The following is a 5,573-nucleotide window of genomic DNA, read 5'->3' as shown; positions in this document are numbered from 1 at the left end:
AAAGCCCAACCCTTTCGGGGCTGGGCTTTTCTTGGCTGTAAGAGCCTGACGATGACCTACTTTCACACGGGAACCCGCACTATCATCGGCGCTGACGCGTTTCACTGTCCTGTTCGGGATGGGAAGGAGTGGTACCACGTCGCTATGGTCATCAGGCATAACTTGTTGTCGTACTGATCACATGATCAATACAACGAATTCATAGAGTTTGGAATCAGCTTTGGCGAATTATTTTGAATGCGTCAACTTGGCATAACACCTTGATCTGACCGATCAAAGTTATAGGGTCAAGCCGCACGAGCAATTAGTATCAGTTAGCTTAACGCATTACTGCGCTTCCACACCTGACCTATCAACGTCCTGGTCTTGAACGACTCTTTAGGGGGCTCAAGGCCCCGGCAGATCTCATCTTGAAACGAGTTTCCCGCTTAGATGCTTTCAGCGGTTATCTCTTCCACACTTAGCTACTCGGCAATGCCACTGGCGTGACAACCGATACACCAGAGGTGTGTCCACTCCGGTCCTCTCGTACTAGGAGCAGGCTTCCTCAAATCTGCAGCGCCCACGGAAGATAGGGACCAAACTGTCTCACGACGTTTTAAACCCAGCTCACGTACCTCTTTAAATGGCGAACAGCCATACCCTTGGGACCGGCTACAGCCCCAGGATGAGATGAGCCGACATCGAGGTGCCAAACACCGCCGTCGATATGAACTCTTGGGCGGTATCAGCCTGTTATCCCCAGAGTACCTTTTATCCGTTGAGCGATGGCCCTTCCATACAGAACCACCGGATCACTATGTCCTGCTTTCGCATCTGCTCGACTTGTCAGTCTCGCAGTTAAGCACGCTTATGCCATTGCACTATCGTCACGATGTCCGACCGTAACTAGCGTACCTTCGAACTCCTCCGTTACGCTTTGGGAGGAGACCGCCCCAGTCAAACTGCCTACCATGCACTGTCCCCGATCCAGATAATGGACCTAGGTTAGAACCTCAAACACACCAGGGTGGTATTTCAACGTTGGCTCCACAAGATCTAGCGACCCTGCTTCAAAGCCTCCCACCTATCCTACACAGATCTGTTCAAAGTCCAATACAAAGCTACAGTAAAGGTTCATGGGGTCTTTCCGTCTTTCCGCGGGGAGATTGCATCATCACAAACATTTCAACTTCGCTGAGTCTCAGGAGGAGACAGTGTGGCCATCGTTACGCCATTCGTGCAGGTCGGAACTTACCCGACAAGGAATTTCGCTACCTTAGGACCGTTATAGTTACGGCCGCCGTTTACTGGGACTTCAATCAAGAGCTTGCACCCCATCATTTAATCTTCCAGCACCGGGCAGGCGTCACACCCTATACGTCCACTTTCGTGTTTGCAGAGTGCTGTGTTTTTAATAAACAGTCGCAGCCACCGATTTTTTGCAACCCATTCATGCTTCGTTGTTCACTACACACTAATAGGGCACACCTTCTTCCGAAGTTACGGTGTCAATTTGCCGAGTTCCTTCTCCTGAGTTCTCTCAAGCGCCTTAGAATACTCATCTCGCGCACCAGTGTCGGTTTGCGGTACGGTCGTTGTTAGCTGAAGCTTAGTGGCTTTTCCTGGAACCTCGTTCAGTCACTTCACGGACAAGTCCGCTCGATCGTTGGCCTCGGTATATGTGCACCGGATTTGCCTAATGCACGCCTACATCCAACTAAACCAGAATAATCCAATAACTGGATGACCTATTAAGATCCGTCCCCACATCGCACTAACAATCGGTACAGGAATATTGACCTGTTTCCCATCAGCTACGCATCTCTGCCTCGCCTTAGGGGCCGACTCACTCTACGCCGATGAACGTTGCGTAGAAAACCTTGCGCTTACGGCGAGGGGGCTTTTCACCCCCTTTAACGCTACTCATGTCAGCATTCGCACTTCTGATACCTCCAGCACGCTTTACAACGCACCTTCACAGGCTTACAGAACGCTCTCCTACCACTTGCAATAAATTGCAAATCCGCAGCTTCGGTAACTGGCTTAGCCCCGTTACATCTTCCGCGCAGGACGACTCGATCAGTGAGCTATTACGCTTTCTTTAAATGATGGCTGCTTCTAAGCCAACATCCTGACTGTTTTAGCCTTCCCACTTCGTTTCCCACTTAGCCAATTTTAGGGACCTTAGCTGGCGGTCTGGGTTGTTTCCCTCTTGAGTCCGGACGTTAGCACCCGGTGCTCTGTCTCCCAAGCTGTACTCATCGGTATTCGGAGTTTGCCTTGGTTTGGTAAGTCGCCATGACCCCCTAGCCAAAACAGTGCTCTACCCCCGATGGTAATACTTGAGGCACTACCTAAATAGTTTTCGGAGAGAACCAGCTATTTCCAAGTTTGTTTAGCCTTTCACCCCTATCCACAGCTCATCCGCTAGTTTTGCAACACTAGTCGGTTCGGACCTCCAGTACCTGTTACGGCACCTTCATCCTGGCCATGGATAGATCACTTGGTTTCGGGTCTACACCCAGCGACTGATCGCCCTATTCGGACTCGATTTCTCTACGGCTTCCCTATTCGGTTAACCTTGCCACTGAATGTAAGTCGCTGACCCATTATACAAAAGGTACGCAGTCACCCCTTACGAGGCTCCTACTTTTTGTAAGCACGCGGTTTCAGGATCTATTTCACTCCCCTCCCGGGGTTCTTTTCGCCTTTCCCTCACGGTACTAGTTCACTATCGGTCAATGATGAGTATTTAGCCTTGGAGGATGGTCCCCCCATATTCAGACAGGATTTCTCGTGTCCCGCCCTACTTGTCGTTAGCTCAGTACCACACAGGTCATTTCACGTACGGGGCTATCACCCGCTATGGCCAGTCTTTCCAAACTGTTCCGTTATGTCTTGTGCTATCACTAACAGGCTCTTCCGATTTCGCTCGCCACTACTTTCGGAATCTCGGTTGATGTCTTTTCCTCGAGCTACTGAGATGTTTCAGTTCACCCGGTTCGCCTCGCATGACTATGTATTCATCATGCGATACCTTTGCAGGTGGGTTTCCCCATTCGGAAATCTCCGGATCAAAGCTAATTTGCCAGCTCCCCGAAGCTTATCGCAGGCTATCACGTCCTTCGTCGCCTATCATTGCCAAGGCATCCACCACGTGCTCTTATTCACTTGACCCTATAACTTTGATGTCTCTTGCGAAACTACAAAATCATTTCAAGGAATATGTCAGGTCTTTCACCTGACGCGTTATGCCGTACATTCAATTCGATTTGATTCGAAATTGAAGTTTCTTTTGACGCAATCAAAAATTCTATGTTGCTGATGGCACGGTCTGCACTAAACCTTTACGAATGTGCAGTTTCCATCAGCAACGCTGATTCGACTCTATGAATTTTTAAAGAACAGCCGATTGATCAAGAGATCTCGATCAACAACAAAGAAGCCTCATGCTCGCGCACAAAGCTGCTTTGGTGTTGAATTTAAGTATCGATTTATTGGTGGAGGATGACGGGATCGAACCGACGACCCCCTGCTTGCAAAGCAGGTGCTCTCCCAGCTGAGCTAATCCCCCAAACTCTCACACGAGAAATCAGAAGATTTGGTGGGTCTAGTTGGGCTCGAACCAACGACCCCCGCCTTATCAAGACGGTGCTCTAACCAGCTGAGCTACAGACCCAATCGAGAATCAATGAAGATTTCGACTTCTTCCAACAACCGATAAGTGTGGGCGTTTAAATTAAATTGCTTGTTTCCAGAAAGGAGGTGATCCAGCCGCACCTTCCGATACGGCTACCTTGTTACGACTTCACCCCAGTCACGAACCCTGCCGTGGTAATCGCCCTCCTTGCGGTTAGGCTAACTACTTCTGGCAGAACCCGCTCCCATGGTGTGACGGGCGGTGTGTACAAGACCCGGGAACGTATTCACCGTGACATTCTGATCCACGATTACTAGCGATTCCGACTTCACGCAGTCGAGTTGCAGACTGCGATCCGGACTACGACTGGTTTTATGGGATTAGCTCCCCCTCGCGGGTTGGCAACCCTTTGTACCAGCCATTGTATGACGTGTGTAGCCCCACCTATAAGGGCCATGAGGACTTGACGTCATCCCCACCTTCCTCCGGTTTGTCACCGGCAGTCTCATTAGAGTGCCCAACTAAATGTAGCAACTAATGACAAGGGTTGCGCTCGTTGCGGGACTTAACCCAACATCTCACGACACGAGCTGACGACAGCCATGCAGCACCTGTGTTACGGTTCTCTTTCGAGCACTCCTCTATCTCTAAAGGATTCCGTACATGTCAAAGGTGGGTAAGGTTTTTCGCGTTGCATCGAATTAAACCACATCATCCACCGCTTGTGCGGGTCCCCGTCAATTCCTTTGAGTTTCAACCTTGCGGCCGTACTCCCCAGGCGGTCAACTTCACGCGTTAGCTTCGTTACTGAGTCAGTGAAGACCCAACAACCAGTTGACATCGTTTAGGGCGTGGACTACCAGGGTATCTAATCCTGTTTGCTCCCCACGCTTTCGTGCATGAGCGTCAGTGCAGGCCCAGGGGATTGCCTTCGCCATCGGTGTTCCTCCGCATATCTACGCATTTCACTGCTACACGCGGAATTCCATCCCCCTCTGCCGCACTCCAGCGATGCAGTCACAGATGCAGTTCCCAGGTTGAGCCCGGGGATTTCACAACTGTCTTACATCACCGCCTGCGCACGCTTTACGCCCAGTAATTCCGATTAACGCTTGCACCCTACGTATTACCGCGGCTGCTGGCACGTAGTTAGCCGGTGCTTATTCTTACGGTACCGTCATTAGCCCTCTGTATTAGAAAGAGCCGTTTCGTTCCGTACAAAAGCAGTTTACAACCCGAAGGCCTTCATCCTGCACGCGGCATGGCTGGATCAGGCTTTCGCCCATTGTCCAAAATTCCCCACTGCTGCCTCCCGTAGGAGTCTGGGCCGTGTCTCAGTCCCAGTGTGGCTGGTCGTCCTCTCAGACCAGCTACAGATCGAAGGCTTGGTGAGCCTTTACCCCACCAACTACCTAATCTGCCATCGGCCGCTCCATTCGCGCAAGGTCTTGCGATCCCCTGCTTTCATCCGTAGATCTTATGCGGTATTAGCACAGCTTTCGCTGCGTTATCCCCCACGATTGGGCACGTTCCGATGTATTACTCACCCGTTCGCCACTCGCCGCCAGGATTGCTCCCGCGCTGCCGTTCGACTTGCATGTGTAAGGCATGCCGCCAGCGTTCAATCTGAGCCAGGATCAAACTCTATAGTTCGATCTTGATTTGCGCCTGATCTCGCGACCAGGCAAAACTCACAAAAACGGAATTGAAGTGAACTTCACTTCTATTCTCATGAGCGTTTTTAAGTCTTGCGACTTGTTCCGAAGAACTTACGCAATTACCTTCAAACGCCCACGCTTATCGGCTGTAGATTTTTAATGAACCCCGAAGCAACTTATCGTTTACTTCGTCTTGCTTTGCTGCGATCAGCGAAGCCTTGTAGTCTAACACGGTTTTTGAAGAACCGTCAAACTTTTTTCGCTGCCACTTCTTCTTTTCCGCACTCCGCAAC

Annotated in this window: 2 tRNA genes and 3 rRNA genes; all 5 read right to left on the bottom strand. The window is 50.6% G+C overall.

From position 1 onward, the window contains the following. Positions 1 to 43: 43 nt before the first annotated feature. A 5S ribosomal RNA gene (gene rrf, locus AC3A6J_RS27885) occupies positions 44 to 156 on the bottom strand. Positions 157 to 283: 127 nt separating this feature from the next. Beyond that, positions 284 to 3,159 (bottom strand): 23S ribosomal RNA (locus AC3A6J_RS27880). A gap of 321 nt (positions 3,160 to 3,480) precedes the next feature. Beyond that, positions 3,481 to 3,556, bottom strand: a tRNA-Ala gene (locus tag AC3A6J_RS27875). 28 nt (positions 3,557 to 3,584) lie between these two features. Further along, positions 3,585 to 3,661 (bottom strand) — tRNA-Ile (locus tag AC3A6J_RS27870). Positions 3,662 to 3,740: 79 nt separating this feature from the next. After that, a 16S ribosomal RNA gene (locus AC3A6J_RS27865) occupies positions 3,741 to 5,275 on the bottom strand. The 16S, 23S and 5S rRNA genes sit together here with 2 tRNA genes alongside, the layout of an rRNA operon. Positions 5,276 to 5,573 lie beyond the last annotated feature (298 nt).

The sequence above is a fragment of the Variovorax sp. Soil_C_39 genome, from assembly GCF_057656815.1.
Note: the sequence above shows the minus strand (reverse complement) of the source record. Positions and strands in the feature narration are given on the sequence as shown.